Origin of the sequence: Mucilaginibacter oryzae, from assembly GCF_003148845.1 — a bacterium.
GTDB classification, from domain to species: Bacteria; Bacteroidota; Bacteroidia; order Sphingobacteriales; family Sphingobacteriaceae; genus Mucilaginibacter; species Mucilaginibacter oryzae.
Map to the genome: position 1 here is coordinate 21823 of NZ_QGHA01000008.1, position 26594 is coordinate 48416.

Genomic DNA, 26594 nt, shown 5'->3' on the forward strand with positions numbered 1-26594 from the left:
GAATTAATGCACGGATGCAATTCCAAAACCTTGCGGCCGATTACATCGTGTGCTTAAATGGGTTTGCGTTTCTAACGCACGGGCGCGCGATACAATCGCAGCGCCACGTTAAGCACTCGGCGCTATCGAACAAATGCTATTCCAAGCCTGTGGTCGGTGGTTTCACCAAGCGTCTGAAAATACGGCTTAAGTTAAAAACTACACCCTGCCGCCGGGTTAATTCCTTCTTTATCCTGTGTTAAAGTCGGTTTGCCTTTTTTAAAGGTAACTATCCAAATGCTGTCAAAGTCATTAGCAGGCCAATCAAGGTTTTTCACTTTTAAACCCAATGCTTTAAGCAAAGGTTTGATCTGGTTATGCTCCCAAACAATCAGGATGGTTCCTTTCTTCGAGGTAAGATCGGCAGCAATACCATTATCATCCTCTTCCTCAAATTTAGTATTGATGGTTAGGTTGTATTTTACAGCCATCGGAGACACGGTTTGAAACATACGCCCACGCGGGGTGGATTTTCCCATGTGCAGGGCAGGTACGTAGATATGATCGGGTATGCCAAATTTAGCCTTGATTACTTCCGGCAGTTTAAGCGAGCGGTTAAAGCCTGCGCACGAAAGGTTATCGCCAACGTCAGGTTTTTCGGCATGGCGAATAAACAGGAGCGTAAGGCTTTTCCCTTGTCCACATGCCGGGAGGCTTATCCAACCGGCTATTAATAAAAGTAGAAACAATTTTTTTATCATGCCGATAGTTGTTAGCATTTATTCTACAGAAACTGTTAAACCTTCCTGCTGAAGGATTTTGCGGTAAATTTCCATCTCGGTAAATGAGCCTTCCAGTACGGCGCACTTGCCTTCGTTGTGTACCTTCCAGGCAATCTTTTCGGCTTGTGGTTCGGAGTAATCCAGGTACTTCATCATACAATGAATTACGTGATCAAAAGTATTAAAATCATCGTTCCAAAGTATTAAACGATGCACCTCTTTAAGTCCTGCAAGTAACTCTTCGAGTGTAAATGTTTCTTCCTGTATCTCGGTTGGCATACGTAACTACAAATTTACTCAAAAACAAATAATAAAACTGTTAAAATGGTGTTCCATGGTCTAAAAATCATGTTACACATCAACCCCTAAAAATTTCACCATGAAACAAGCTCTTCCCGGCTTAGCTTTGGCACTGGTTTTACTATTGCCGACGCATCAGTTATCCGCACAAAACAATAAAAACAATCTGCAGGCCCCTCCGGCACCCATCAATATTGATGGCAGCATTAAAGAATGGGGCGACAGCCTCAGGTATTATAACGACGAAAAGAAGCTGAACTATGCGCTCGCTAACGACAAAGATTACCTGTATGCAGCCATCCGCATAACCGATAAACTGGACAAAATAAAAGTACTCAACGCCGGCGTAACCCTGACTATCGACCCAAAAGGAAAAAGGAAGGACGCTTTTATGGTCACGTTCCCCTTATCCGCCCCTGACGAAAAGCCCGATTTTCCTAAACCCCGCGCCGGTGATACGGAAATTACCCAGGCCGACAGGGATGAGCTGATGCGCGAGCGTATTACGAAGCTGCGTTATATTAAAGTGGTTGGCTTTAAAGATATTGAGGGCGATATAATTACCACATCAAATACTTATGGCATTAAAGCCGCTATTAATTATGATGCTGAGGGGAATTTAATTTATGAAGCCGCTATTCCGCTGAGTTTTTTCCATGCAGGTAACGATGCTTTTAAAAATGAATGGGCTTTTAACTTTAAAATAAACGGTTTTAAACGCCCGGCAGGCGAAGCAGGAGCGGGAGAAGGTGATGGCGGTGGCTTTGGTGGCGGCGGCGGCGGTCGTGGTGGAAGAGGCGGAATGGGCGGCGGCGGTATGGGCGGCGGTCGCGGAGGCAGAGGCCGTGGCGGCATGGGTGGCGGAATGGGCCGCGGACAAATGGGCGGCAGCAGTGAGATACAGAAATCGATTGATTTTTGGGAAAAGTTTTACCTCGCGAATAATTGAGGTTGTTAGTCCGGAAGTCGGAAAGTCCGCAGTCCGAAATAAGTAACTGTCGTTCTCTTCCGACTTCCGGACTTTCGGACTGCGGACTTTCGGACTCCCTAATCCTCCCCTACTCCACCTTATACCTGTAAACCTGCCTACCTAAATTACCCTCGGCATCAATCCCTTCAATAATTACCCGGTAGGTTCCCCTCCCATCGGCATTAAAAAAGCTCATGGATGTATTGCCATCCTGATTAGTAATTAAATCCGGTGCCCAGTAAATTGTTGAACGCAGATCCTGCATGGCGGCATTAGTTTTCGGGTCATCATATTTAGGCGCATAAAACTCGCGTGCGCGATAATAGCCTTTGGGCGCATAGGTAACTATACCGGGGGCATACCTGTTATAAACCGAACTGCCTCCTCCCCGCTTGGTAGTGATCACTAAAACACCACCCGCCCCTCTTGAACCGTAAATGGCGGTATTACCAATGGTCCGTAACACTTCAACGGTGGCTACGTCGTTCGGGGTAATATTGTCAAGAAAATCGGCTTCAAAATAAGTTCCGTCTACTATAACCTGCATGGGTGTATTAGGGCTTCGGGTTGAATAAGGTATGCCATTTCTAAATATTACAAAGTTAAGCCTGCTCTGCAACACCTGCGAGAGCATGCCGCCGCCGTAAATCAGGTCTTTAGCGGTAAGGGTTTGATCAGCATTACCGCCTCCGTTTAAGTTGGCCGAACTTTGAAAAGGGTTTTCACGTTTTTCTTTAATCACCACTTCTTTTAGTACGATGGTATGATTGCCTACACCGTATTTTACCTGCTCGTCAAATACTTTTTTACTGTTGATGAGATAAGCCGATACGCCATCGTTAATGTTTGTTTGCAGATCAGGCCAGTTTTTATTGCGACCTACGGGCTGCGGCGTTACATTATCCAGCGTAATATCCAGATTTTTTCGATCCTTCGCGGTACGCGCCTGGACCAGGAATTTTAAGCTATCGCGGAAGATAAGATTTTTGAAAGTGAACTTGCCTTCGGCATCGGCTACTGTATCTAAAATAAACATACCACCCGCGGTAGATACCAGCGTTACTTTACCGTTTGGCACAGGTTTGCCACCAAAAGTTTTCAGGTGACCGGTGATCTCCAGCGATTTTTCGGGTTTGAATACTATCGGGGTAAATTTATCAGCTAATAGCTGTTTCCATTCAAAGCGGCGGTAACCCTGGGTAAGCATCAGTACATCCAGGTTGGCCTTGGTTTCGGCATTTACGTTGGTGAAGTAATAGTTTGGCTTTTCGATATAGCCTCTTAGATCGGAAGTGAGCAGCAGGGTTGAAAATATCGAGCCTTCACCCGCTTCATCAGTAGCTACTTTAGCTTCATCGATAACTGCTGCCGAAAAACTTCCAATTACCGGTTTATCACCGCTGTTTTTTGCATTGAGGTTGATGGTAACTTTTTCACGGGGCTTGTAGCTTTGTTTTTCGGATGATACGGCAAGTTTCAAACCGTCGGGGTTTTGGATAAATATCAACCGCTCGTTCAACGGTTCGCCGGCAGCCGAGAGCAGGGTGAACTGAACTATGCCCGAAGGAAATTTCTCTTTAGGGATTACCGCCGAAAACGTGGTAGCGCCATCTTTACTTTTGCCGGCGTAGCAAAGCTCGCCGCCAGATTGCGCTATTATAGTTAAGCCTGATAAGGAATTAGCAGTACCCGATGCGGCATTTTTGCCCGGCACTATCGTTACAAAAACTCTGTCGTCCCGAAAATTATTAATATTGAGGATATAACCATTGTCAGATGCGTTTGGCAAATCGATAACGCCTTCCGAACCATCGGGATAGGTAACGTGCGCCTTGTAATTTTTACCGCTTTCGGGCTCAAAGTTGAAAGTGCCCATACCAAAATGAGCTTCGCTCAGGTTGGTGATCTGGTTATTTTGATCGTCGGTTATATAACCTTTAATATTTACGCCCAGTCCGTCGGCACCTACCGCTTTAAAGGCCACTTTCGAGAATACGCCGTTAAGCATATTCCCGCTTTCGGGAAAAAACTGAACATCAACTTTGTTTGATAGCGCTTTGACCGGAATAACCTTGGTAGCGATGTGCTTATCATCAAATTTTATATCTGTACTGATATGGCCCGACACAAAGGCCACGTTTGTATTGGTGGCAAAGGTAGCCGTAATATTGCCCTTACCATCGGTAATACCTTTACCGCGGGTTACCTGTTTACCATTGATCTCCACTTCGTAGCTTACCGGTTTACTTACATAGGGTATCCCATTTAAATCGGTATAGGTAATAACCGCGTCGGTTTTTGGCTTGCCGTTAACGTTGCTGTAATTGTAAATGGTTTTAGTGAAAACCTTATTACTGATACTGTTGGTAACAGCTATGGTTTTGTCAAAAAAATAGGCGTCGCCTTCATTACGCATCCAGTTGGTATAAGCGCGGATACGGTAATTACCTTCGGCCATGCTATCGGCCAGTGCAAAATCGCCTGCTGCAAGGCCCGCTGTTAAGGGCAGTTTAAGGCTTCTTTTTACCGAGTCGTTTTCATCTATCAGGTCAATATTCAGGATGTCACTATAGGCCGAGAGGCGGTGGTCGCTGCCGATGGTTACATAGGCCTTAAACCAGATATCATCACCTATAGCATAGTTGGGTTTGTCAAAGTGCAGGTAAACTTTTTCCTGCGGATGTTCGGTTCGCCACTTATCAAGCTGCGCCATAATTCTGGTTACCAGCCCGTCATCAGGCTTAACAAAAGCAAGGGTAGCGCCAAGGGCTAAAATAACCAAACAGGCGGCTGACAAGCGTTTAAAGTTCATAATGGTAAATATGAACCAAGATACGCAAAAATTTATTCAGCGTTTTATATTGTCAGAATTGACTTATAGAATTAAAGGATTTTCAGAATTACTAATCTCTTTTTATTCTGCACATTCTAAAATTCTGTAAATTCTGATTCAGAACTATTACCACTTATTCTTCCACATCATACTTTCAACCGGGCGGGTGGTGGGGTTATTGTACTTGGCGTTGGCCTTGCTGTTATACATCGTTTCAATATCACCTTCAACCACAAAATAAATAAGCTGACCGATAGGCATACCGGGATAGATCTTTACGGGCTGCGCACATGAAATTTCAAGTGTCCAGGTGTTACAGAAGCCTACATCGCCTTTACCCGCTGTAGCATGGATATCAATGCCCAGCCTGCCGGTGCTTGATTTACCTTCCAGAAAAGGTACATGGCGGTGAGTTTCGGTGTATTCCATAGTCACGCCGAGATACAAGGTATTTGGCTGCAGAACAAAGCCATCTTTCGGGATCTCGAAACCATCAATTTCATTATGAACCCTGGCATCAAGCACCCGGTTGCGATAGGTAGCCAGGTATTTGCCCAAATGCACATCGTACGAGTTGGTACCGAGGTATTCGCGGTTAAAAGGTTCAATTATAATATGCCCTAAATCAATCTCTTCGAGGATGCGCTTATCTGATAATATCATGTTGATGATGCTGGGCAACAAAATTATGAAAATCAGTTTAAAGCGTACCACGTTTATTAATAAAACAGCACCTTCCCGTTCGCTGCGGATAACTTTCGGATTATTGTTAAACTAATTGTAAAACAGCGGCTTACTAATATTAAAACCTGTATATACAATTTTCTTTTTTTTGACATATGTTTGCAACCTATTTTGCAATTTTACTTTTATGGCGATAGCATACAGGCAGCGTATTGATGATGACACCGAGTTTGCACTCTGGCGCATTGAAGAGGAAGCTACCAACCTGTACAACCAGTTACAACTTAACCAGGAAGAGAAGGATTTTGTAGAAAGCCTGAGCAATGGCAAACGCCACCTGCACTGGCTGGGCACCCGCGTTTTGCTGCGTAAAATGCTCCGCACCGACGAGTATATCGACTGTAAGGTTGACGAACACGGCAAGCCTTACCTGGTTAATTTACCCTACCATATCTCATTGAGCCATTCGTATGATTATGCCGCGGTAATGATCAGCAAAACACATAAAGTAGGGATAGATATTGAGCAGATCAAACAAAAGGTTGAGCGCATTGCCGGTAAATTTATGCGGCCTGAAGAGCTGGCTTTTATAGGCGAAAAACAAAAAATTGAACAGCTTTATGTTTGCTGGTGCGCCAAAGAAGCTATTTATAAATGCAACGGCCAAAAAGAGGTTTCATTTGCCGATAATATCTTTCTTGAGCCTTTTGAGTTTGAACACCATGGGGTGGTGGATGCACGCCTGCACAAAAAAGATACGGTTATTGATTACTCGGTTGGTTATTTGCAGTATGAAAACTACATGGTAGGCTACGTAAAGGGATAGTGATGAAAAATAAAAAAGTATTTTTTCAGGATTGGGGACTTATAGATTACCAGGAAGCCTGGGATAAGCAGGAAGCGCTTTTTAGCCAAACGGTGCAAACCAAAATAGAGAACCGTAGCCGGGAAGCAGCTTATGAGGCCGCCGCCAAAAACGCGGGTACTACGGTAAACTACAATACCATTGAGGCCGACGAAACGTTTAATTATCTTGTTTTTTGCGAGCACCCGCATGTGTACACCTTAGGTAAAAGCGGTAAACCCGAACATTTGTTACTGGACGCCGCGGGCTTAAAAGCCAAAAACGCGGTTTACTATCCTATAAACCGTGGGGGAGATATCACTTATCACGGCCCGGGGCAAATTGTATCCTACCCTATACTGGACCTGGATAATTTTTTTACAGATATCCACCTGTACCTGCGTACCCTGGAAGAAGCCGTGATCCTTACCCTGGCCGATCTGGGTTTAAGAGCCGGGCGTTACGAAGGTTATACCGGCGTATGGTTTGATGCCGATAATGAAAAAGCCCGTAAAATTTGCGCCATGGGCGTGCGCTGCAGCCGTTGGGTAACCATGCATGGTTTAGCCCTGAACGTGAATACCGATCTGGAATATTTTGGCAATATTGTGCCTTGCGGTATTGATGATAAAGCGGTGACCTCCATCCGGAAAGAGCTGGGCCACCCTGTGGATATTAATGAAGTAAAACAAATCCTTAAACACCATATTTCCGTACTTTTTGGTATGGAGATATTGTAAATGAGGATCGTCATTTTAAATTTAGTTACCATTTTTGCCCTTTCGGCCTGCGTAAACAAAAACACGCCGACGCCAAACGGGTATATCACCCCTACAAAACCAGCTATTGTGGCACAGGATACCCTTACATACCTCGCCCTCGGCGATTCTTACACCATTGGTGAAGATGTGCCGCATGATCAGAACTTTCCGAACCTGTTGGCTCAACAAGGTTACAGTATCAAAATACTTGCGCCAACCATTATAGCCCGCACCGGGTGGACTACCGACGAACTGATTGAGGCCATTAACCAAAGTGAGGTCAAAAACAAAACTTATGATATGGTTACCCTGCTTATCGGCGTAAACGATCAATATCGCGGTATGAGCCAGGATAATTACCGGGGTAAGTTTCAGCAGCTACTCCATACAGCCATTAAATTTGCGGGCGGCAACCATAGCCATGTATTTGTACTATCTATACCCGATTACGGCGTTACGCCTTATGCCAACGGCAGGGGCGATACGATCAGTCCGCAGATTGACCAGTTTAACGCGATCAACGCCGCGATCAGTACTGAAAATCATGTTAACTATATCGACATAACAGGCATTTCGCGCCTTGCCGCCAATGATCTTACGCTTTTGGCAAGTGACGGGTTGCACCCCTCGCCTAAAATGTACCAGATGTGGGTAGATAAGCTAAAGGTGGATGTAGCGAAGGTGTTTTTGAAACAGTAATTCAAAAATAAAGCCCGAAGCAATAAAAACTCCGGGCTTTTCAATATCTAAAGTAAAGCGGGATTAAACGCCCAATAGTAACCTTGCAGGATCTTCCAACAGTTGTTTAACCCTTACCAGGAAGCTTACCGACTCACGACCGTCGATGATACGGTGATCGTAAGATAAAGCGAGGTACATCATCGGGCGGATTACCACCTGTCCGTTAACAGCTACCGGGCGCTCAATAATGTTGTGCATACCCAGGATGGCCGATTGCGGCGCGTTGATGATAGGGGTTGAAAGCATCGAACCAAAAACACCACCGTTAGTGATGGTAAAGGTACCGCCTGTCATTTCAGGGATGGTCAGTTTGTTTTCGCGGGCTTTGCCAGCCAATACTACGATGGCTTTTTCAATTTCGGCAAGGCTCATGCTATCTGCATTGCGGATTACCGGAACCACCAGGCCTTTAGGAGCAGACACGGCGATAGAAATATCGGCGAAGTTGCTGTATACAATCTCATCGCCTTCAATACGTGCGCCAACAGCAGGCCAATCTTTCAAAGCCTCGGTAACCGCTTTGGTAAAGAACGACATGAAACCTAAGCCAACATTGTGTTTCTCTTTAAATTTATCTTTGTACTTAGCGCGCAACTCCATGATAGGCTGCATATCAACCTCGTTAAAGGTGGTAAGCATAGCCGTTTCATTTTTAACCGATACCAAACGTTTGGCAACAGTTTTACGCAACGAAGTCATTTTTTCACGTTTCTCGCTTCTCTCGCCGGATGCCGCAGCAGTGGCAGGAGCAGTCGTAATTGCAGCGGCGGCGGCAGGAGCGGCAGCTGGTTTAGCAGGGGCGGCTTGCGCGTTCAGGGCATCACCTTTGGTAATACGGCCATCAACACCGGTACCAGCTACCGAACCGGCGGCAACGCCTTTCTCAGCTAATATTTTGGCAGCAGCAGGCGACGGAGTGCCTGATGCATAAGTTTTAGCGCTTTCGGCAGCGGCACCACCTCGCGGCGATTCGTCGGTAGCGTTTACAACGGCCTGGCTAACCGGTGTAACAGCAGGAGCAGCACCGGCACCTTCAATGGTGCAAACAACGGCACCTATAGGCAATACATCACCTTCTTTGGCTAAGGTTTTTAAAGTACCTGCTTTTTCGGCAGTAAGCTCAAAAGTAGCTTTGTCTGATTCCAGTTCGGCTATAGCTTCGTCCATTGCAACCGCTTCGCCGTCTTTTTTAATCCAGCGCGATAAAGTTACCTCGGTAATTGATTCCCCTACGGTTGGTACCTTGATCTCCAATGATTCTGAACCCGAAGCAGGGGCAGCAGCTACCGGTGCCGGAGCAGGCGCGTTAGCAACAACTTCAGGTTGCGGCTGGGCGGCGGGCGCTGCTTCTTCTTTTGCCTGGGCAGGGGCAGCAGCTTCAGCGCCGCCATCTTCAATGCTGGCAACAACAGCCCCGATGGCTAAAACATCACCTTCGGCGGCAACAATTTTTAAAGTACCGGCTTTTTCGGCAGTAAGCTCAAAAGTAGCCTTATCTGATTCCAGTTCGGCAATCACCTCGTCCATTTCAACGCGGTCGCCATCTTTCTTTTTCCAGCTTGCAAGGGTTACTTCAGTAATTGATTCGCCTACGGTAGGCACCTTAATCGCTAAACTCATATGATCGTTTTGTAGATTTTTTTTTTGTAAATGGATGTTTCAATTGCGGAGACTAATGATAATATGATCAATCAGCACCGGCATCAGCCATTTTCTTTGTTGTTTTTTTAATAGCTTCTTTAACTACTTTGCCTGCAGGCGCTTCAAACGCTTTTGATACAATGTAAGCCTGCTGCGCCGCGTGCTGCTTGGCAAAACCGGTAGCAGTACTTGCACCTTCAATCCTCGATACCACGCTCAGGTTAATCAGGTGATCGTTATGGAACTTGCGGCAAATGTATGGCCATGCACCCATGTTTTCCGGCTCTTCCTGCACCCAGATAAATTCGGTAGCTTTTTCGTATTTGGCCTTAACCTTTAATATCTGCGTTATCGGGGTTGGGTACAATTGCTCAATACGTACTATGGCAACATCTTTGCGTTTATCGGCCTGTTGTTTCTCCAGCAAATCGTAATAAACCTTACCGGTACAAAACAGTACGCGTTTCACCTTTTTAGGATCAGCATAGGTATCATCAATCAGCTCGTGGAATTTGCCGTTGGTGAAATCCTCAATCGGAGATACGCATTTAGGGCTGCGCAGTAAACTTTTCGGTGTAAAGATGATGAGCGGCTTCCTGAAATCGCGGTGCATCTGTCTCCTTAAAATATGGAAAAAGTTTGCAGGCGTAGTGCAGTTAGCCACCTGGATATTATCATCGGCACAAAGCTCAAGGAAACGCTCTACACGGGCCGATGAGTGTTCGGGGCCCTGGCCTTCGTAACCATGTGGCAGCAACATTACCAAACCATTACCACGCTGCCATTTAGTTTCGGCGCTGGCAATGTATTGGTCAACGATGATTTGTGCACCGTTAAAGAAATCGCCGAATTGCGCTTCCCAGATGGTTAAAGCGTTAGGATTGGCAAGGGCATAGCCATATTCAAAACCTAATACGCCGTATTCAGATAATAACGAATTATAAATGCTCAGTTTAGCTTCTGCGTTGATATCGGCCAGCGGCGTAAATTCATCTTCCGAATCTACTAAGGTTAATACCGCATGACGGTGTGAGAAGGTACCGCGTTTAACGTCCTCGCCGCTTAACCTTACCGGGTAACCTTCTTTTAGCAGGGTACCGTAAGCCAGCAATTCGCCCATGGCCCAGTCAAACACTTTGGTATTGTTTACCATGGCGCTGCGGTCTTCAAAAAGCTTTTCGATCTTTTTGAAAAAGCTTTTATTTGGCGGCAACGTGGTGATCTTGTTTCCTATTTCCAGTAATTGCTCTTCCGGAACGGATGTATCAATCGGCTTTACCAGTTCTTTATGGCTTGCTAAATGCAAACCGCTCCAGGCGCCTTCAAACATGGCGATGGTATCGGTAAAACGCTCTTCCGATTTTACTTCATCCAACTTTTGCTGCAACTCATCGCGGAAGGCTTTCTCCATACCTTTCAAAAATTCCGCGTCAATACTGCCTTCGTCAATCAGCTTCTGGTTGTAAATTTTAAGCGGGTTAGGGTGCGCCTCAATAGCCTTGTACAACAATGGCTGGGTAAATTTAGGCTCATCCGCCTCATTATGCCCGTAACGGCGGTAGCAGAGGATATCGATAAACACATCCTCGTTAAACACCTGCCTGTACTCCATAGCCAGGTTAACCACGTAAGCCAAAGCTTCAACATCGTCGCCATTTACGTGGAATACCGGCGATAGCACAGTTTTAGCCACATCGGTACAATAGGTACTTGAACGGGCGTCTTTATAGTTGGTGGTAAAACCAATCTGGTTGTTAATAACCAGGTGAATAGTACCGCCGGTGCGGTAGCCATCCAGTTTTTCCATCTGTAAAACTTCGTACACAATGCCCTGGCCTGCAATTGAAGCATCGCCATGGATCAGGATCGGGGCGATTTTTGAATGGTCGCCGCCATATTTAAAGTCGATTTTTGAACGGGTAATCCCCTCTACAACCGGGTCAACAGCCTCCAGGTGCGATGGATTAGGGCAAAGGCTCAGGTGAACCTTTTTACCGCTTTTGGTTTGCACATCGGTTGAGAAACCTAAATGGTATTTCACGTCGCCGCCAAACGGTGATTCAGAATCGTAGTTTTTACCCTCAAACTCGGAGAATACTTCTTTATAAGTTTTCTCCATAATGTTGGTCAGCACGTTCAAACGGCCACGGTGCGCCATACCGATGATGAACTCTTCGATACCCAGGTCGGCACCGTTTTTAATAACAGAATCCATAGACGGGATCAGTGCCTCGGCACCCTCTAACGAGAAGCGTTTCTGACCCAAAAATTTGGTTCCCAAAAAGTTCTCGAAGGTTACCGCCTCGTTCAGTTTGCTGAGCATTTCCTTTTTCTCATCAAGGGTGAACGATGGCGTATTGCGGCGGCTTTCCATCCGCTCTTCAAACCATTTAATTTTTATAGGGTTACGGATGTATTTGTATTCCGCGCCAATTGAGCGGCAATAGGTATCTTCCAGCAACTGGCGGATATCGCGCAATGTAGCGGCACCCAAGCCAACCTCAACGCCCGCGTTAAAAACGGTATCCAGATCAGCATCAGTTAAACCGAAAGTTTCAAGATCTTTTCCCGGGTAATAATGACGGCGCTCACGTACCGGGTTTGTTTTTGAAAACAAATGCCCGCGCGAACGGTAGCCGTCAATCATATTTAAAACGCTTATTTCTTTCAGGAAATGCTCGGGAGTGGCTTCGCCAACTACACCCGGCTGCATGGCGGCTGAAGCTTCGGTATCTTTACCAAAATCAAAGCCTTCAAAAAATTTTTGCCATCCGTAATCTACTGATTCCGGCTCCTGTTTGTACTGTTCGTATAGGGAAGATATGTAGGCAGCGTTACCGCTATTGATATAATTGAGACGATCCATGTTAAACTGATCTTTAAAACGGCACAAAAGTAAACATATACCGTTATATACTTCATAATTAATTGCAAAGAAATTTAACCAGTGTTAGGCTGATTTTACCCGTAAGTAACAAAGGAGCTCGTTTTTTGATTGATGAAAGGATGATTAAATGTAAATGGCTTATTAAACGAGTAAATTAGATTTTCGTTATATTTGTTAATATGAACACGGATTTAAATATTAATGATATTTTACTACAGGTAGAACAGCTTGATAGGGAGGCTCAGCAAAGTCTTTTTGAAAAGCTCGCATTGATGATTCGCAAACCGGAACAAAAGAAAAGTAAGGTAAAATTGTCATCTATATCAGGCTTAGGTGCATCCGTTTGGAGTAAAATAGATATAGATGATTATGTTGACCACGAGCGCCAGTGGTAATGGCAACATTAACAGAAAGACCAAATTTTATAACGAACTTTTATCGTAAGCGAGTTTTTCTCGACACAGCTCCTTTAATTTATTTTATTGAAGGACATTCAACTTATCAAGATAAATTACGCGAATGCTTCTCCGCAAACGACAATGATGAATTTATTTTTATCACCTCGTCGATCACTCTTTTAGAAGTATTAGTTAAACCTATAAAGGAGAAGAAACCAAAATTGGTTTCGCAATACAAAAACATCCTTTTAAATGCAGATGGGATTCAGATTTTCGAAATCTCGAACAAAATAGCAGAGCGAGCTGCCCAATTAAAGTCGCAATATCATCTGAGGACACCGGATGCTTTACAGATAGCGACAGCACTAATACATGGATCAGACTATTTCCTTACCAACGATCACAGATTAAGCGCCGTAAAAGAGATTAAGACGGCCACATTACTTGATTTCTAATAAAACAAGTTGCTTATTACGCTTCCACCAAATCCCCGGCCTCATCAATTGATGACGGCTGCCAGGTGAGCACAAAATCGGTTTTGGCTTCCAGTTCTTTAGGCAATTTGGTGGCAATAGCGTACTTACTTTCCTTGGCATCATTAACACCGGCAATAAAAGCCCAGTTGCCCCAATTACTGGCCGGCGAGTAATCAATCAGCTTTTCTTCAAAATAGGCGGCACCCTTTGTCCAATCGGCTTTAAGGGTGTTTACCAAATAATTGGCCACTATCTGCCGGTTTTGATTGCTGATATATCCGGTAGCATTAAGCTCGTGCATGGCGGCATCTATTAATGGTACACCGGTTTCGCCGAGTTTCCATTTTTCAAAAAGCGCGTTCTGGTCGGCAGCTAATTCGGCAGCCTGGTTTTTGGCGCTGATAAATTTCTGGCCGTGTTTTTTAAACATAAACCTGAAGTAATCGCGCCAAAGCAGCTCGAGTTTTAACAGGTTGCCGTTATTGCCATACTTTTGAGTTTCCCAGTAAACCTGCCTTGGCGATATACAGCCGATAGACATCCACGGCGAAAGTTTGGTTGATGCATCGTTGCCATTTTTACCCTTCTGTTTGGCAGGGCTATCAATACCTGCAAGACTTTTATGCAACTGAACCAAAGCCGCGGTTTCCCCACCCTGGAAGTTTTCGGTAGCGCGCGGATCGTCAACAGGCTCGGTTAAGCCTAATTGATGTAATGTTGGCAGTTCTCCCGCGTCGGCTATTTCAGGAACAGTAATATGATCGGGCGTTGGTACAACAGGGCGCACACTGCTCTCGCGCTCCACCTTTTTCTTGAATACCGCGAAACTGTCGGGGATATCTTTTATCGGAAAAGGAAGATCTTCCTTATGGTACATGGTGTGCCCGATGAAGTGCTTAAGGTTAAGCTTCATTTTCCAAAGGGCGGCCTCTACCTGCTCAGAGATCCTGGTTTCTTCGTAAGCCACCTCACGGTGATGGTAAACTTCGCTTACATGGTATTCTTCGGCAAGCAGGGGAATAATTCCGGCGGGATTACCGATCCTGATCAACAGTTCAGCACCGAAAGCCTGCAGGTTTTTTCGCAGGTCGGCTACCGCCTCCAATAAAAACCTCGCCCTGAAACTTCCTGTTTTATGCCCCCCTGTAGCGGTTGTTTGAAAATAATAAGGATCAAAACAATAAACCGGCAGTACTTTATCGGCCTTGCGTACAGCTTCTAACAAAATCTCGTTATCACGAATACGCAAGTCATTCCTAAACCAAACCAGAATAGTTTTATCACTCATAGTTAAACAGGGGGTTAACTGAATAATGTAGTATGCAAAAATGCAATTTATTTACCTTTTATGCGCATTATAGCGCAACATTATGACACCGGCGCAACATTTTATAAGCGCTTAGGGGCTAACCCGAAAGCTTTAGCCGCCCGATAAAACCGGTTCATGGTGTCGATTATACGCAAAGCGGGGTAAAAAGTTATGAAAGCCCCCTGTGAATCTCCCCGCAAAGGGAGACTAAAAAACATCTTATTGGTTATTGATCGGCTTTGATGTTTGCCTTGATTACAGAATCTTTCTGAGCCTGTGTGAGTTTATAATTGAACTGAAAAAGCGCGCCTTCAAAATCGCCGTACGAGGGGTTCGGCAAAACAATATAACGGTCTCCAAAGTCCTTCATTAGCTTTTGAGTAGTGGCGATACGACTCTCTTCCGACGGGTGATTGTCATACAGTAAATCAAAATCGGGCAGGTTATCACCGCAAAGCAACAGGATGTTATGCGTTTTCAAAACATTGATGCGGCGCGCTTCCTTACTTGATACAGTAGTTTTTAACTGTAAATGGGCGTCATCAGCATTGGGTAAGTTATACAGCTGCAGGTTTTTTAAAGTTGATGTGCGCTCGTTTTCATTACGATTGGTAATATAAAAAATGGTTACGCCCTTTGATGCCGCGTATTTTAAAAAAGCGGGTGCACCTGGTACGGTATCGGCAATGGCTTTATCTGTCCACTGCTTCCAGGTGGCGTCGCTGTAATCCAGGTTGCGCAGGGCACGGTGCGCATCGTACGGACTGTTATCTAAAACCGTTTCGTCAATATCGGTTACTATGGCCCAGGGTTTATCGCCCGTTTTCTTTATCCCTTCGTCAACCCTGAGTTTAGCTATATTGTAGGCCTGGAAGCACAATGCCTTGTATTCGGCGGCGCGCTGCTGCCATAACGATGCCCAAACCTTGCCATCATTAGTGATGCTTGTATTTGAAACTGTTTTTTTTGCGGACGAACAGGCGCTGAATAATAACAGGCCTGATAAAAGATAGCTGTAGCTTTTTTTCATAGTGATTGATGGAGAAAAGGCAGATAATAAATAACAAACTATGTCATGCTGAGGAACGAAGCATCTTCTTCGCCCTGTATAGCCGCCCGGCTTATCGAAGAAGATCCTTCGCTGTAGCTCAGGATGACAAATAATTTGGTTATTTAAGAGATGAAGCTTTTTACAACAACTCCGGTTTAATTTTATCCTTAAACTCCTTGGCAAATTTATTGAGTTTTGGCTGGATAACAAAGGCGCAATACGGCTTGTTGTAGTTATCGTTAAAATAGTTTTGATGATAATCTTCGGCCGGATAGAATGTACTGGCTGGGGTTATTTCGGTTACTATCGGGCTGTTAAAAACGTGTTCGTCGGTTAACCTTTTAATCATGGCCTCCGAAGCCTGTTTTTGCTCATCGTTATAATAAAATATAGCCGAGCGGTATTGTGTGCCCACATCATTACCTTGGCGGTTAAGCGTGGTTGGATCGTGCGTTTTAAAGAAAACCAGCAACAATTCATCAAACGATAATTTATCGGCATCATATTCCAGGCTGATCACCTCGGCATGGCCGGTGGCGCCTGTACAAACCTGCTCATATGTTGGGTTTAAAACCTTACCGCCCATATAACCCGACGTTACTGATGTTACACCATTAAGTGCCTGGAAAACGGCTTCGGTGCACCAAAAGCAACCGTTGCCAAAAGTTATTTTCTGAATGTTCATATCTCCTGTTTTATCAAAAGTAATGCCCCATTAGCAGGTTATACATGAGGGGATTTGATTATGTCATTTAAATTACTAAACTTAGTGTATAACCTTATATTTAAACTCCTTAATTATGAAAATAGCAGTGCTATCGCCCGCGTTTTGCCGGGCCTGGTGTTCGTGGTGTTTGGTTTAAATTTCTTTTTCCAGTTTTTGCACATGGCCCAACCACCTATCAGCGATAAAGCACAGGCATTTAGCGGCGGCTTGTTTGGCTCGGGCTACTTTTTTCAATATATGAAGATAATTGAAATAGTTGCCGGTCTGTTTTTACTCATTAACCGTTACACCGCGTTATTTACGCTGATTTTACTGCCTATTTCGCTTAATATATTTCTGTTCCATGCCATTTTGGCACCGGCCGGTTTGCCAATTGGTTTGGCGGTGATTGTGTTACAGGTGTTTTTGTTGTTTGCCTACCGGAAGAACTACGCAAGCTTGTTTGAGCCAACACCGGCAGTATAAATTTTTGCTTAATGAGCAGTAGGATATAAATACAGAAAGGCCGGTGTTGATCCCGGCCTTTCCTATAAATTACTTGCTACAAGTTTTATTGCAATCGCCCGCGGCTTTGCAGGTTTTACTGCAATTATCCAAACAGGTTGGCTTGGTGCATGATTTTGCACATTTAGTGCAATGGTTCATTTTGCTATTGCAGCAAGGTGTATTAGCAAATGAGATATTAACCAAAGTAAACAGCATCACAGTAGTGATGAAAAGAAATTTTTTCATGATTTTTTAAATTGAATGTTTAAATAAAAAGATACGCTATTGAGGATTGGCAGATGTTCTTTTCATTTAAACTTTCGGAGGATTCCAGCAGGTGTTGGCGTAACCTGATAAGTTACCTATTAAATACGGCAGGGTTGTTTTGCTATCAACAGTGATAGCCTGCGCTTCTACCTTAACTGGCTCGGTTTTTAAAAAGCAGCAATTATTGCACGATAGCATGGTTACGCACATACCACCATCGCAACCTTTTGAAGTACCATGATGCTTTTGCGGCATATTGGCCATTTTATGGCAGCAATTTTTCATGTTCATAGTTTGCTCGGCTTTTCCAGGTATGGTGGAAATGAGCAGCATGCATACGAGTATGAAAAAAGAGATTGCTTTCATTTTCGATATAACGGAACATTTGATAGAATATTATGATCAACTAAACCTATAACCGTTTCAATCTGAGAATTCATTTATTTCTTATCACAAAACTCAATACATGTTTAGGAATTTAAAATCGCATTCGCCCAATGCTATTTTAACAGAATTCAAAGCAAATGTATTAACGATGTTAATAAAATTATCAAAATCAGCTTCCTTAGGTTTAAGGTTTTTTTCTTTAAACTGATCACTAACTACATCAAAATGTCTTTTGAAAATATCTTTAGATTTTGACTGTATTTCGTTTAAAGTATCGTTATTGATTACAGTACCTTGGTGAGCTATAACATTTCTTAAAACAGAAAACATCTCAAAAAAATTAGCCCAGGTCGTAATTAGATCTACATTCATAGGGCTGTCCAAGAATATCGAATATCCTAACGCTTTACATCTTAACAAAACCATGATATGGCGATTGTTTTTAGTATCAGTTGGTAAACCAGCTAATACAAGAAACTCTTTAATTTTGTTCTGTAAGTTATCTGCCGCTTTTTTACTAATGATGGGATTTTTTTCGCTCGGAAAATAAGCGATCCAAATTGCTTGGTGTAGAAAAAGTTCCAATGCGTTATAACTTTTCAAAACAGCCAAATTGCGTACCCATGAAAAGAAATCTTGTCTCTCGCGTTTTAAATCACTTTTAAGAATAGTCCGTCCCAGAATATTGGATTTTAAATATCCTGTGCCAGATGAAACATCCCAATCGTAAACCCCGAATATTGCATCGTATATATCGTTGGGAATACCATTTGTATATTGATAGCTGTCAATGTTCTTGTCTATAAAACTTGTCCAAAAATTTAAATCTACATTAACATTAAAAATTACGTTTTTATATTTTTCAAACGCTGTTACAATAAGAGGAGTTACGCCAGCCATTAAGTAAATAAGATTTATTAACTAAGATAACTAAATCTTACTGATTTAAATTTCATTAAAAAAGAACCCAATAAAGTAAACAGCCTCCCGATCTTCGATCTGGAGGCTGTTTACTTTTATAAAACTTTACTGTCCACCTTTCCTTGCTTCCTGCATCGGATTAGCGCCGGATGTCGCGCCTCTTGGCAGGGTCTGCTGTTTAAACAACTCAAACCTTGATGGGGCGTACTCTCTTGGCCAGCTGTTGTTGCTTTCGTCAATATCGGCGGTTTCGCGGTATGGGTCCAGTTTGATGCCTTTCACCTCTTTGGTTTTCGCGAATACCTTGGTTATTTTATTCTCATTTTTACGCCAGATGTAGGCAGAAATTTTCTCTGGTTCTTTGGTGCCGTCGGCGTAAGTCCACTCAATAAGCAGCGGGGTTACCAGGCCGCCTTTGTTGGTGAAGCTTACCTCGTAAAAGTAGTTTTTGCTATCGTACAGTTTCTTTTCGGCAGGGTTCAAGGCGTTGTACATAGCCTGGTAGCTTTGGGTAGTTACAGGGGTAGCTGCAAAGCGGTCCCACTTGCTGTAAAAATCCTGCAATGAAGTATCGGCTTCAACCGCGAAACGGGTACCTGCTTCCTTGTTACGGGTGGTGCTGATGTTTTCGAGGTTGCGGTCAAACTGGACATGGTCGGCATCCGCTTCCACCGCCGCTACCGTTTGTATTCAGACATCAAATTACATCTCTCCATTTGCCAGTACCGGTATAAAAATGGGTGCTAAAATAATTGCTTTCCCTTCGAAATCCCTTTTATTAAATTTCATATACGACTCAAAATAGTTGTTTGTATAATGCTTATCAGATTCTGGTTGCATCGGCTCATAACTTACAGGGATTAATAAAGAAACATATTCATATGATTTTGCTATAGCATATCTCCTGAAAGTAGCTTTAATATCATGCGTTTTGAGTTTTTCGTTCCATGCTTTGATAAAAACAGAATCGGCACTATCCGAAAATCTCATATCTGTAACCTGGCCATTCCAGGTTATGTCAACTCTTAAAACTGCAAACGTTGGATTTTTATTGCTCATATAAAGAGGGTTATAAAAGGCTCGGTATATGAAATTATTGATTTCAAAATATAGACTATCTGCCGGACTTCGTTTAAATTTTTCGTTCCGGATGGATTTAATGTCTGTATTGAATTTTATTTGAGCGTTTGAATTGCTTATGCAAAAGAAAAAAAAGAAAACGATCAGAAAGTTTAAATATTTTTTCATAACATTTTATTTACATTTGGTGCCTTTACTTCCGGTTGTATAAGCTAACAATGCAGCAACGTAATTTCCTTGTGTTGTAATATCATTTCCTACAGTTTGTTTAAACGAGTCGGTGTTTTCTAAACCACTCCAAGAGAGATTCGTTGCGTCTGCTTATTCAATGTTGGAAACATTTGCTGTAAATCGACTGACATCTGCGTAACAAATGTAGTTGCAATAATTGAGTGTTGCCACGAATCAAAATTGTTAGTAGTGGTTAAGTAGGCATGTAGTGCATTAACCGGGCAATATACTCTTGAGAGCAATTTGGTGACAAATTGTCTGAGTATATTAATGTCCTGCCCCTCATGAAAATGTTTAGTACATTACAATTGGTGTTTCTACAGGGGCAAGCAAAACGCAATTGATCAAATTCAGTTCTTCTTCATCTGTAAAGTTGAGAATGTTTCTAATAGAATTTGTGGATTGATGGTAGGTCATTTGCCGCATTGTTATTTTTTCGTCCGGTTTATAATTATTGTCCTCCCATCCCGTCATAAATCCACAACCATCGTCATTGTAAATAATAAAAGGTAACAGGTAAACTTTTTCCGTTTCACCTCGCACCTTTTTAATATCCAAACCTCGCTGGTTTATTCTCGCAATTCCCCGATTTATTGCTTCAGCTACAAAAACTGGCGTATGCTTGGTAAAAGCAATATTAACAAGTTTCTGATTTCTGCTAATTTTAAAGCGGATAAACACACAACCTTGCCAGCAATTATTTTTAACAGAATCATCAATGGGGTTATAATAATTCCTCAAACTCCATTTAAGATCGTTAAAGCTTCGAATTACGCTATCTTTTGTATTATGTTGCGCTATTGTCACGGGTACCAATGATGTTAATAACACTAAGATTAATAAGATTTTTTTTTCATAATTCGTTTATCATTATTACTTACATGGCATTCCGTTTAATCCGGCCCGTTGAAATTCTGCATCGCTATTTCTTTTAGATTCTGTAAGGCCATTATCCTGAAGTAATTGATCATATTCTCCGGGGTATGCTATCGCAAAGTCTTTTAGGCCTCCAAACGCGAGAGCCTTAGCATTTTCAGCGTCTGTTTTAAATGCTTGCTGAAGAATAGAAGCGATATCATTTATGTAATTATGAGCAATATCGCTGTGCTGTTTTAGTTGGTTTTTAAAATCAATTCCCTTGTAATTAAAGTAACCATGTAAAATTTCATGAAGGATTATAGATCCCTTATAATCTTGCGATGCGCCCCATGGCAATATACTTGTATTTATTCTAACTTCTATATTTACAACGCTGCCATTTTGAATTATGTTCGAACTTGCAGCGACCCCCTTAGTATCCGAGCTTTCAACAAAGTTTAAATTAATATTATCAGATGAGTTGAAGATATCCTGGATGATATCTCTTATCTTACCTGTTAAGTCTTTACTGATAAGCTTATTAACAACATCTCCGTTACATCCGTTTAATTTATTAGTTATGTCAGTTACCACATAACAAGGGCTAACAGTCGGCCCGGGATCATCGGGTGGCGGGAAGCCCGGATTAGGATCGTTGGGATTGGTGGGCCCGGTAGGGTTTACTGTTTATGATTTGCCTCAGATGGTATATTCTCATATTCAATACTAACTTCCTTTTTACGAGGTTGTATTAACCTTGTTTTGTGATAAATATATCCTCCGTTGGCATCTTTTTCTATAATATAGAAGATATACAAGGTTTGTGCTGTCAAATCAGTGGTTTTTTTTGTAAGCTCAATAAGCTTTGCAAGACTAACAATTTTGAGTTTTGAAAAATAGCCGTCGTTAATTTTTTGCCCCGGATCTTTTAGTTTGTAGATAAAAGTAGGTTCAATGTTAAATTTAAGACATGGGCATTTAATAGTTAAATATTTATATTGCGATTCTATGCCAATATCCCACATCCTATCTTTTAATGGAGTATTTGCAGTGTCTACAAGGTAGTATATACTATCAATGTTATTGATACGTTTTTGGGCGTATGCGCCTAAAATGTTTAAACACAAAAATATAATTAAAAGATATTTCATTTGTTCTTAATTACAATTACCTGAAAGTTTATCATTGGAGTTTAGTGAGTTAAGATAGAATGTATTTAGCTGTGTTTCTGTAAGCGAATACTTTTTTTTAATAGCATCAAAAGCTTGTTGTAAATTAGAAATTTGAGTAGCAGGAGCTGTTGGATCTGAAGTGTTAAGTCCATATAATATAGCCATTGCATATTGTTCATCAGTATGGCTTGCGTTATCCCAGGTTTTTAAAGCTGTTACTGCCTGATCGAAGTAGGACGTTAACATTACTAAATGATTACTGTAATTAGAAGGTAAGCCATCTATGGTACACCACTGATCTATCGGTAATAGCCAATTATCTTTACTGAAATTAACATATCCTTGTGAGGCGTCGTCTTGGGCTGTTGAAAGTCCATAATTTATATAAGCATGCATAGTTTCATGGATTATAGCAGCGGCAATTAATAGTTTCGAACTATGCAATAACATTTGTCTGTTTAATGTAACAACAGCACTCTGACCGATTCCTGATGATAGAGGTTGAGTTTCGCCAAGCTTATAGGACTTTTCCGTACTATTAGGTATTGAAGCCGCCCAAGGTAAAGAACCGTCTTGCCAAATAATGTCAGGTCTTTGAGTTGTTAAAAATGGAGTTACCAAGTTAGCGTATACTCCGATTGCTGCCAATTTCTCAATAATAAGTTTCGTTGCGCAGGGAAAGTGTTTAGATAAACTATCTGTTTTAATAGTCAATGGCATCGTATTAACCACATAACACGGGCTAACAGTCGGCCCGGGATCGTCGGGTGGTGGGAAACCCGGATTAGGATCGTTGGGATTGGTGGGCCCGGTAGGGTTTGTCGGGTTATAGGGATCGGTAGGGGTGTGCCCTCCTGATGTATTGCCGTTAAGCACAATCCTGGTTGATTCCATTGATGGCGTTGCCTGGTCGCAGGGCGGTAATGAAGTGGCATCGGGCGAAGTTGAAGTGCCGCTTCCGCCCCCGGCACCGCCATTGCCTGATGACGACCCACTGCCGCTACCGCTGCCACCTCCGGTATCGAAATTGACGGTAAATAACACAAAAATTGTTTGTAGTTTTTGCCCCAGTAAATCTTTGTTCTATTTTATGCTTGGTGGCAAGGAAGTTGTTAAGAAAACGGTATCTCCACTCTTTTTACATTACTATCTTTCCCCTTTTGCCAGTACCGGAATAAAAATGGGGGTAAGAATTATTGCTTTTCCCGTGAAATCTTCATGATTAAACCTGAGATATGACTCGAAGTAGCTATTTGTATAATGTTTATCTGAGTTAGGGAGCTTAGGTTCGAAACTTACCGGAATTAAAAGTGACACGTCTTTGTACATTTTTAGTTTGGCATATTTTTCAAGCGTTGCCTTGTCATCATGTCTCTTTTTTCTATTTTTGAAGGCCTGAACGAAAGTTGAATCTGCACTGTCGGAAAACGTTATTCCTTTTACTTTACCGGCTATGTCAATATCGATTTTAAGCATTGCAAATGTGGAGGTTGTTGTTGCCATGTAGGATGGATTATAAAAACTATCGTATACAGTACTTGAAAACTCACTTAGCAGACTGTCTGATAGTGTATGTCTGTATTTTCCTTCTCCTAATATTTTGTCTTGTGCTTTTGCGCAATTGAAACTTAAAGAGCACCCGACTAAAAATAATATACCTACAAATAACTTTTTCATAATAACTATTTACATCTTTTACCTAATGAACCTATTGAATATGCTGATTGAGTGGCGGCGAAGTCGCCACTCAATTTCATATCCCTTGCTACTGTATACAAAAAAGTAGTTGTTTGATCTAAACCTCCTAAAGAAAGATTTTTTGCATCGGATAGCGTTAATCCGGGGAACATGATTTTCAAGGAAGCACTCATTTTGTTAACGTAGTCAATTATAATGTTTTCATGTTGGTTTTTAGGATCAACACCCTTGGCTTCGAGATATGCGTGTAAAGCTTCATGCATTATAACTGTTGCAATGTATTGTTGTGAATACCCCGGCAATTCATCCTTGTTTAACTGGATTTGAATATTCAGGTTACCAAAATCATCAAACCCTCCGTTCATCTCAGTATGCCCCTCTACACCCGACGCTAAAGTTACGTTATCCACGAATGTTAAGTTTAATTTTTCTGTTCCGCCAAATACATCTTTAATCAAACTGTTTATTTGATTACTTATTCCGGAAACCATTGTTGAATCTACCATGTTTTTCAGACAAGGGTTTTGCACATTATTCGTAATTGTATTAACCACATAACACGGGCTAACAGTCGGCCCGGGATCATCGGGTGGTGGGAAACCCGGATTAGGATCGTTGGGATTGGTGGGCCCGGTAGGGTTTGTCGGGTTATAGGGATCGGTAGGGGTGTGCCCTCCTGATGTATTGCCGTTAAGCACAATCCTGGTTGATTCCATTGATGGCGTTGCCTGGTCGCAGGGCGGTAATGAAGTGGCATCAGGCAATGGTGGTGCCGCTTCCGCCCCCGGCACCACCATTGCCTGATGACGACCCACTGCCGCTACCGCTGCCACCACCGGTATCGAAATTGACGGTAGTACACTTGGTTTCAAGTTCGGTTACGGTAGGTGGTAACGAGCTGCCAACCACATAAGATATCTGTAACCATGTTTTACATGTAGTTACAGAGTATGTGTTTGTTTTAATCCCTTGCGTGGTATTTCGCTTTCCTGTGGTAGTTGTGGTATCGGTAATTTTACCCGGCGCGATATGCTCGGTTATCTTGCCGTTTTTGTAACACCAGCCATTAATAAATTTGCCTTTGGGCGTAGCATACAAAACAACACCGGTAAAATCGCTGTCACGTTTATTGTACTTATTACCATTTAACTTGCTCAGGTCGTTTTTAAGGTAAGCCGGGTCGGCAATTATCGTCATGATAAAGCTTCGGTATTTGCCATTGCGTTTCAGCATCAGGAATGAGCTGTGGCTGTAAGCCTGATCATAAACAGGGTCGGTTGCCTCGTCGCTTTTTAAGCCGATGCCCAATTTTGTCGAAGTAGCTTCATCTAAAGGCAGTTCAATAACATCATCGTTAAAGCGGGCATAGGTGGCGGTATGCTTCCAGTCGGGTTTAAACATCTGGATATAATCCGGGCCATCGGTAGTAGTAGCCATGGTGCTTAGCTTACTGTTACCGGTTGGATAGGCGCTTTCATACCAGTTTTTCGCCTCAGCTACCAAAGGGGTATTAATATCCTGCTGATTGGTGTTTTTCACATCTTTTTTACAGCTATAAACTACAGCAGTTAAAATAATAAAAGTTAAAAGAAAAATCAGTGATCGCTTTCGGGTTAGGTTTATAGTTTTTTTCATTGCAGATGGTTTAGACACTACAATATTAAATAAATAGAAATATTAAAGCGTATTAAAATTAAATATTTTTCATTAACATTTTAATCGCGAAAAATCAATGGGAGTTTTTTATTCAGGTGTGATTAAAATTTCATTATCCGTGTGCTAAAAGCCGCCTTCTTTACTATTGTTGGTAACAACACAGCAATGGCAAAAAGATTTCAAATTTCCTTATTGTCAGATTTTTTTCTTATCTTGTATCCCCCGATTTTTTAACATCGGTGGATAATATATGATAAACCATGAAATTAAAATAGCCTTCGACGAATATGAATCTTTGGCTGATCTCCATAAAACCGACCGCGACCTGTGCCTCGAAGCGCAGAAAGCGCTTAAAAACTCCCATTCTCCCTATTCAAAATTCCGTGTAGGCGCAGCTTTACGCCTGCAAAGCGGCAAAATCATTTATGGCAGCAACCAGGAAAACGTAGCCTACCCTTCCGGGTTATGTGCCGAGCGTGTGGCTTTATTTAATTGGGGGGCTAACCATCCTGATGATCCTATCGAGGCTATGGCGGTAACTGCTCACTCGGATGAGTTCCCGATCATCAAGCCCATTACCTCCTGCGGCTCATGCCTGCAGGTACTGGCCGAATGCGAAAAGAAGCAAAATCAATCCATAAAAATTATATTGCATGCCGAAAGCGGTCCGGTTTGGATTATTAAAGGTATTGAAAACCAATTGCCGTTTTTATTTTTTGAAGAACGCATAGCTACCCAGTAATGAAAAACAAACTTTTTTTAATGTTCATCGGTCTGTTCATCAGCGCCGGTGTGTTTGCCCAGCAGGGCTTCCCGTTTGCTGACGAGATCCGGGCATTTAAGCACCAGGACAGTATCAGTTTTCCGCCCAAAAACGGCATCCTGTTTATCGGTAGTTCATCCATCCGCAAATGGACCGACCTGGAACAGCGTTATGCCGGTAAGCCCATCATCAGGCGCGGTGTTGGCGGCTGTGAGCTTTGGCAGATAGCCGACTACTATACGCCGTATATCCTGTTCCCTTATCAGCCCCGCAAAATTTTTATTTATGCGGGCGAGAATGATATCGCAGCCGGGAAATCGGCACAGGACGTTTTAACCTCGTTTACCAAACTTTGGGAAATGATACACGGGAAGTTGCCAAAGGCCGAGGTTTATTTTATGTCGATAAAACCGAGTCCGGTGCGCGCCAGGTATTATGAGGTGGTTTATGCGGCTAATGATCTGGTGAAAACGTATTTGAAAGATAAGCCGCATAGTCATTACGTTGACCTGGTTCCGGCTATTTATAAACCCGGTACAATTCAACCCGATTCGGGTTTGTTTAATAATGATTACCTGCATTTAAATAGTAAGGGCTATGATCAATGGCAGAGAGTGCTTGATCCGCTGGTGAAATAAAAAGTTGCAGATACGAGGCTCCGCAGGAGCCCAAAAAGATTTTGTTGAATGAAA

The 26594-nt window shown here is 42.6% G+C and carries 29 protein-coding genes; 9 read left to right on the forward strand and 20 right to left on the reverse strand.

Features of this window, described 5'->3' with window-relative positions:
- Positions 1-191: 191 nt before the first annotated feature.
- Together LX99_RS18645 and LX99_RS18650 are read right to left on the reverse strand one after the other, a co-directional pair.
- Entirely contained in the window at positions 192-740 is a 549-nt protein-coding gene (locus tag LX99_RS18645; protein WP_109609368.1) for a histidine phosphatase family protein, read from the reverse strand.
- 18 nt (positions 741-758) lie between these two features.
- Positions 759-1040 (reverse strand): ATP-dependent Clp protease adaptor ClpS, encoded by a 282-nt coding sequence (locus tag LX99_RS18650; RefSeq protein WP_109609234.1) that lies wholly within the window; start codon positions 1038-1040, stop codon positions 759-761.
- A gap of 100 nt (positions 1041-1140) precedes the next feature.
- Between LX99_RS18650 and LX99_RS25770 the strand changes: the two genes are divergently transcribed.
- A complete protein-coding gene (locus tag LX99_RS25770) occupies positions 1141-2010 on the forward strand; it encodes a hypothetical protein (RefSeq protein WP_170122744.1) in 870 nt (289 codons plus the stop codon).
- Positions 2011-2119: 109 nt separating this feature from the next.
- On the opposite strand, the gene LX99_RS18660 is transcribed toward LX99_RS25770, so the two are convergent.
- Complete coding sequence (locus LX99_RS18660; RefSeq protein WP_109609235.1) at positions 2120-4843, reverse strand: TonB-dependent receptor plug domain-containing protein; 2724 nt, start codon at positions 4841-4843, stop codon at positions 2120-2122.
- Positions 4844-4990: 147 nt separating this feature from the next.
- Positions 4991-5527, reverse strand: a complete 537-nt coding sequence (gene dcd, locus LX99_RS18665) for a dCTP deaminase (protein WP_109609369.1) — start codon at positions 5525-5527, stop codon at positions 4991-4993.
- 208 nt (positions 5528-5735) lie between these two features.
- Here dcd and LX99_RS18670 point away from each other — a divergent pair, with 208 nt between their 5' ends.
- The 3 genes from LX99_RS18670 to LX99_RS18680 are packed head-to-tail and all read left to right on the forward strand — an operon-like array spanning position 5736 to position 7852.
- Positions 5736-6374, forward strand: a complete 639-nt coding sequence (locus tag LX99_RS18670) for a 4'-phosphopantetheinyl transferase family protein (protein WP_022830770.1) — start codon at positions 5736-5738, stop codon at positions 6372-6374.
- A 2-nt stretch (positions 6375-6376) separates the two neighbouring features.
- Positions 6377-7132: a lipoyl(octanoyl) transferase LipB gene (gene lipB, locus LX99_RS18675; protein ID WP_109609236.1), complete on the forward strand. Its 756-nt coding sequence runs from the start codon at positions 6377-6379 to the stop codon at positions 7130-7132.
- On the forward strand, positions 7133-7852 hold the full coding sequence (locus LX99_RS18680) for an SGNH/GDSL hydrolase family protein (RefSeq protein WP_109609237.1): 720 nt from the start codon (positions 7133-7135) through the stop codon (positions 7850-7852).
- 63 nt (positions 7853-7915) lie between these two features.
- On the opposite strand, the gene odhB is transcribed toward LX99_RS18680, so the two are convergent.
- Both odhB and LX99_RS18690 read right to left on the reverse strand, forming a co-directional pair.
- Positions 7916-9514, reverse strand: coding sequence for a 2-oxoglutarate dehydrogenase complex dihydrolipoyllysine-residue succinyltransferase (gene odhB / locus LX99_RS18685; RefSeq protein WP_109609238.1), 1599 nt, complete (start codon positions 9512-9514; stop codon positions 7916-7918).
- 67 nt (positions 9515-9581) lie between these two features.
- A complete protein-coding gene (locus tag LX99_RS18690; RefSeq protein WP_109609239.1) occupies positions 9582-12401 on the reverse strand; it encodes a 2-oxoglutarate dehydrogenase E1 component in 2820 nt (939 codons plus the stop codon).
- Between the two features lie 200 nt (positions 12402-12601).
- Between LX99_RS18690 and LX99_RS18695 the strand changes: the two genes are divergently transcribed.
- Entirely contained in the window at positions 12602-12817 is a 216-nt protein-coding gene (locus LX99_RS18695; RefSeq protein WP_109609240.1) for a hypothetical protein, read from the forward strand.
- The gene (locus LX99_RS18700; RefSeq protein ID WP_109609241.1) at positions 12817-13275 is read left to right on the forward strand and encodes a type II toxin-antitoxin system VapC family toxin; all 459 of its coding nucleotides are present in this window, start codon (positions 12817-12819) and stop codon (positions 13273-13275) included. Before LX99_RS18695 ends, LX99_RS18700 begins: the two co-directional genes overlap by 1 nt.
- Before the next feature lie 16 nt (positions 13276-13291).
- Here LX99_RS18700 and LX99_RS18705 read toward each other — a convergent pair whose 3' ends face one another.
- From LX99_RS18705 to msrA, 3 genes are all read right to left on the reverse strand, one after another.
- Entirely contained in the window at positions 13292-14584 is a 1293-nt protein-coding gene (locus LX99_RS18705; RefSeq protein ID WP_109609242.1) for a DASH family cryptochrome, read from the reverse strand.
- A 247-nt stretch (positions 14585-14831) separates the two neighbouring features.
- Entirely contained in the window at positions 14832-15635 is an 804-nt protein-coding gene (locus tag LX99_RS18710; RefSeq protein ID WP_109609243.1) for a 5'-nucleotidase, lipoprotein e(P4) family, read from the reverse strand.
- Between the two features lie 160 nt (positions 15636-15795).
- Positions 15796-16341: a peptide-methionine (S)-S-oxide reductase MsrA gene (msrA, locus tag LX99_RS18715; protein WP_109609244.1), complete on the reverse strand. Its 546-nt coding sequence runs from the start codon at positions 16339-16341 to the stop codon at positions 15796-15798.
- A 60-nt stretch (positions 16342-16401) separates the two neighbouring features.
- Here msrA and LX99_RS18720 point away from each other — a divergent pair, with 60 nt between their 5' ends.
- On the forward strand, positions 16402-16848 hold the full coding sequence (locus LX99_RS18720; RefSeq protein WP_109609245.1) for a DoxX family protein: 447 nt from the start codon (positions 16402-16404) through the stop codon (positions 16846-16848).
- 333 nt (positions 16849-17181) lie between these two features.
- Here the strand turns inward: LX99_RS18720 and LX99_RS18730 are convergent, their stop codons facing one another.
- The 11 genes from LX99_RS18730 to LX99_RS18780 form a co-directional block, all read right to left on the reverse strand.
- Positions 17182-17502 carry a hypothetical protein gene (locus tag LX99_RS18730; RefSeq protein WP_146203158.1) on the reverse strand — a complete coding sequence of 107 codons (321 nt, stop codon included), beginning with the start codon at positions 17500-17502 and terminating at the stop codon, positions 17182-17184.
- A gap of 93 nt (positions 17503-17595) precedes the next feature.
- Positions 17596-18423 carry a hypothetical protein gene (locus tag LX99_RS18735; protein ID WP_109609248.1) on the reverse strand — a complete coding sequence of 276 codons (828 nt, stop codon included), beginning with the start codon at positions 18421-18423 and terminating at the stop codon, positions 17596-17598.
- 126 nt (positions 18424-18549) lie between these two features.
- Complete coding sequence (locus tag LX99_RS18740) at positions 18550-19116, reverse strand: hypothetical protein (protein WP_109609249.1); 567 nt, start codon at positions 19114-19116, stop codon at positions 18550-18552.
- Between the two features lie 30 nt (positions 19117-19146).
- Positions 19147-19503: a hypothetical protein gene (locus LX99_RS18745; RefSeq protein WP_109609250.1), complete on the reverse strand. Its 357-nt coding sequence runs from the start codon at positions 19501-19503 to the stop codon at positions 19147-19149.
- A 546-nt stretch (positions 19504-20049) separates the two neighbouring features.
- Positions 20050-20562 (reverse strand): hypothetical protein, encoded by a 513-nt coding sequence (locus LX99_RS18750; RefSeq protein WP_146203159.1) that lies wholly within the window; start codon positions 20560-20562, stop codon positions 20050-20052.
- A gap of 66 nt (positions 20563-20628) precedes the next feature.
- Positions 20629-21207, reverse strand: a complete 579-nt coding sequence (locus LX99_RS18755) for a hypothetical protein (protein WP_109609252.1) — start codon at positions 21205-21207, stop codon at positions 20629-20631.
- Between the two features lie 86 nt (positions 21208-21293).
- A complete protein-coding gene (locus LX99_RS18760) occupies positions 21294-21764 on the reverse strand; it encodes a hypothetical protein (protein WP_109609253.1) in 471 nt (156 codons plus the stop codon).
- A 6-nt stretch (positions 21765-21770) separates the two neighbouring features.
- The gene (locus tag LX99_RS18765; RefSeq protein WP_146203160.1) at positions 21771-22829 is read right to left on the reverse strand and encodes a hypothetical protein; all 1059 of its coding nucleotides are present in this window, start codon (positions 22827-22829) and stop codon (positions 21771-21773) included.
- A gap of 102 nt (positions 22830-22931) precedes the next feature.
- Positions 22932-23462 carry a hypothetical protein gene (locus tag LX99_RS25390; protein ID WP_146203161.1) on the reverse strand — a complete coding sequence of 177 codons (531 nt, stop codon included), beginning with the start codon at positions 23460-23462 and terminating at the stop codon, positions 22932-22934.
- A 5-nt stretch (positions 23463-23467) separates the two neighbouring features.
- On the reverse strand, positions 23468-24355 hold the full coding sequence (locus LX99_RS18775) for a hypothetical protein (RefSeq protein ID WP_146203162.1): 888 nt from the start codon (positions 24353-24355) through the stop codon (positions 23468-23470).
- Positions 24240-25022 carry a hypothetical protein gene (locus LX99_RS18780; protein WP_170122745.1) on the reverse strand — a complete coding sequence of 261 codons (783 nt, stop codon included), beginning with the start codon at positions 25020-25022 and terminating at the stop codon, positions 24240-24242. The genes LX99_RS18775 and LX99_RS18780 overlap by 116 nt, the downstream gene beginning before the upstream one ends.
- Positions 25023-25389: 367 nt before the next feature.
- Here LX99_RS18780 and LX99_RS18785 point away from each other — a divergent pair, with 367 nt between their 5' ends.
- Both LX99_RS18785 and LX99_RS18790 read left to right on the forward strand, forming a co-directional pair.
- Complete coding sequence (locus LX99_RS18785; RefSeq protein WP_109609258.1) at positions 25390-25881, forward strand: cytidine deaminase; 492 nt, start codon at positions 25390-25392, stop codon at positions 25879-25881.
- A complete protein-coding gene (locus LX99_RS18790; RefSeq protein ID WP_109609259.1) occupies positions 25881-26540 on the forward strand; it encodes a GDSL-type esterase/lipase family protein in 660 nt (219 codons plus the stop codon). The genes LX99_RS18785 and LX99_RS18790 overlap by 1 nt, the downstream gene beginning before the upstream one ends.
- Positions 26541-26594: the final 54 nt, after the last annotated feature.

Bases quoted from the DNA above. Each gene is read 5' to 3' on its own strand.
- LX99_RS18645 (WP_109609368.1), bottom strand. From the start codon at position 740: ATGATAAAAAAATTGTTTCTACTTTTATTAATAGCCGGTTGGATAAGC.
- LX99_RS18650 (WP_109609234.1), bottom strand. From the start codon at position 1,040: ATGCCAACCGAGATACAGGAAGAAACATTTACACTCGAAGAGTTACTT.
- LX99_RS25770 (WP_170122744.1), top strand. From the start codon at position 1,141: ATGAAACAAGCTCTTCCCGGCTTAGCTTTGGCACTGGTTTTACTATTG.
- LX99_RS18660 (WP_109609235.1), bottom strand. From the start codon at position 4,843: ATGAACTTTAAACGCTTGTCAGCCGCCTGTTTGGTTATTTTAGCCCTT.
- dcd (WP_109609369.1), bottom strand. From the start codon at position 5,527: ATGATATTATCAGATAAGCGCATCCTCGAAGAGATTGATTTAGGGCAT.
- LX99_RS18670 (WP_022830770.1), top strand. From the start codon at position 5,736: ATGGCGATAGCATACAGGCAGCGTATTGATGATGACACCGAGTTTGCA.
- lipB (WP_109609236.1), top strand. From the start codon at position 6,377: ATGAAAAATAAAAAAGTATTTTTTCAGGATTGGGGACTTATAGATTAC.
- LX99_RS18680 (WP_109609237.1), top strand. From the start codon at position 7,133: ATGAGGATCGTCATTTTAAATTTAGTTACCATTTTTGCCCTTTCGGCC.
- odhB (WP_109609238.1), bottom strand. From the start codon at position 9,514: ATGAGTTTAGCGATTAAGGTGCCTACCGTAGGCGAATCAATTACTGAA.
- LX99_RS18690 (WP_109609239.1), bottom strand. From the start codon at position 12,401: ATGGATCGTCTCAATTATATCAATAGCGGTAACGCTGCCTACATATCT.
- LX99_RS18695 (WP_109609240.1), top strand. From the start codon at position 12,602: ATGAACACGGATTTAAATATTAATGATATTTTACTACAGGTAGAACAG.
- LX99_RS18700 (WP_109609241.1), top strand. From the start codon at position 12,817: ATGGCAACATTAACAGAAAGACCAAATTTTATAACGAACTTTTATCGT.
- LX99_RS18705 (WP_109609242.1), bottom strand. From the start codon at position 14,584: ATGAGTGATAAAACTATTCTGGTTTGGTTTAGGAATGACTTGCGTATT.
- LX99_RS18710 (WP_109609243.1), bottom strand. From the start codon at position 15,635: ATGAAAAAAAGCTACAGCTATCTTTTATCAGGCCTGTTATTATTCAGC.
- msrA (WP_109609244.1), bottom strand. From the start codon at position 16,341: ATGAACATTCAGAAAATAACTTTTGGCAACGGTTGCTTTTGGTGCACC.
- LX99_RS18720 (WP_109609245.1), top strand. From the start codon at position 16,402: ATGTCATTTAAATTACTAAACTTAGTGTATAACCTTATATTTAAACTC.
- LX99_RS18730 (WP_146203158.1), bottom strand. From the start codon at position 17,502: ATGAAAGCAATCTCTTTTTTCATACTCGTATGCATGCTGCTCATTTCC.
- LX99_RS18735 (WP_109609248.1), bottom strand. From the start codon at position 18,423: ATGGCTGGCGTAACTCCTCTTATTGTAACAGCGTTTGAAAAATATAAA.
- LX99_RS18745 (WP_109609250.1), bottom strand. From the start codon at position 19,503: ATGAGCAATAAAAATCCAACGTTTGCAGTTTTAAGAGTTGACATAACC.
- LX99_RS18760 (WP_109609253.1), bottom strand. From the start codon at position 21,764: ATGAAATATCTTTTAATTATATTTTTGTGTTTAAACATTTTAGGCGCA.
- LX99_RS25390 (WP_146203161.1), bottom strand. From the start codon at position 23,462: ATGAAAAAGTTATTTGTAGGTATATTATTTTTAGTCGGGTGCTCTTTA.
- LX99_RS18785 (WP_109609258.1), top strand. From the start codon at position 25,390: ATGATAAACCATGAAATTAAAATAGCCTTCGACGAATATGAATCTTTG.
- LX99_RS18790 (WP_109609259.1), top strand. From the start codon at position 25,881: ATGAAAAACAAACTTTTTTTAATGTTCATCGGTCTGTTCATCAGCGCC.